General features: G+C 65.5%; 1 protein-coding gene. It reads right to left on the bottom strand.

The annotated features are described in order from the left end of the window. Positions 1–513: NAD(P)/FAD-dependent oxidoreductase (locus G3N58_RS33905; protein ID WP_206001379.1), on the bottom strand; the 513-nt coding region annotated here is incomplete at both ends.

A 513-nucleotide genomic window follows, 5' to 3' on the forward strand; every position in this document is an offset into this window, starting at 1 on the left:
AGAACAGCGTGTACTTCGCGTGCAGTTCCATGCCGAGCTGGAAATTTTCGGTCGGCTCGCCGTCCTTGCCGATGCCGAGGTTCCCGGTCGCGACGCCCTTAACGGAGCCGTCTTCGTTATAGAGCACCTCGGCGGCGGGAAAACCCGGGAAAATTTCGACACCGAGCGCCTCGGCCTGCTGACCCAGCCAGCGCGTCACGTTCGCGAGCGAAATGACGTAGTTGCCGTGGTTTTTGAAGTTATCGGGCAGCGCCCAGTTGGGCACGGCCTTCGCGCCGGTTGCGGTGAGGAACAGGAAGCGGTCCTCGGTGACGGGAACGTCCAGCGGCGCACCTTTGTCCTTCCAGTCGGGGATCAGTTCGGTGATGGCGCGCGGGTCCATGACTGCGCCCGAGAGGATATGCGCCCCGATCTCCGAGCCTTTTTCGAGTACGCACACGCCAAGCTCGACGCCCTGCGCGGCGGCGCGCTGCTTCAGGCGGATCGCCGCCGACAGCCCGGCCGGGCCGCCGC

Source organism: Paraburkholderia sp. Ac-20342, assembly GCF_017104985.1.
Taxonomy (GTDB): Bacteria; Pseudomonadota; Gammaproteobacteria; order Burkholderiales; family Burkholderiaceae; genus Paraburkholderia.